The organism is Actinocorallia lasiicapitis, assembly GCF_054778695.1.
Genome location: NZ_BAAGZI010000889.1, coordinates 320 through 604 on the forward strand (window position 1 = coordinate 320; position 285 = coordinate 604).

Below are 285 nucleotides of genomic sequence, written 5' to 3' on the forward strand. Positions count from 1 at the left end.
GTCGTGCAGGCAATCGCGCACCAGACGCTCGACAAGGTCGAGGATCAGGAGGCCGTCACCGCCTTCGGCAAGCGGCTGTCCGCGCTGGCCGCGGCGAACGACGTGCTGACGCGCGACCAATGGTCCACGGCCAAATTGGGCGACGTCGCGATCGGCGCGCTGGCGACCTTTGGCGAGGATCGGTTCCTGCTGTCCGGCCCCGACGTGATCATCGGGCCCAGGGCGACGCTGTCGCTGTCGCTGATGCTGCACGAGCTGGCGACGAACGCCGCCAAATATGGCGCG

1 protein-coding gene is annotated in these 285 nt (G+C 68.4%); it reads left to right on the forward strand.

Annotated elements, in window-relative coordinates:
- On the forward strand, positions 1–285 hold a 285-nt coding region (locus ACYVE7_RS35335; RefSeq protein WP_460371052.1), incomplete at both ends, for an HWE histidine kinase domain-containing protein.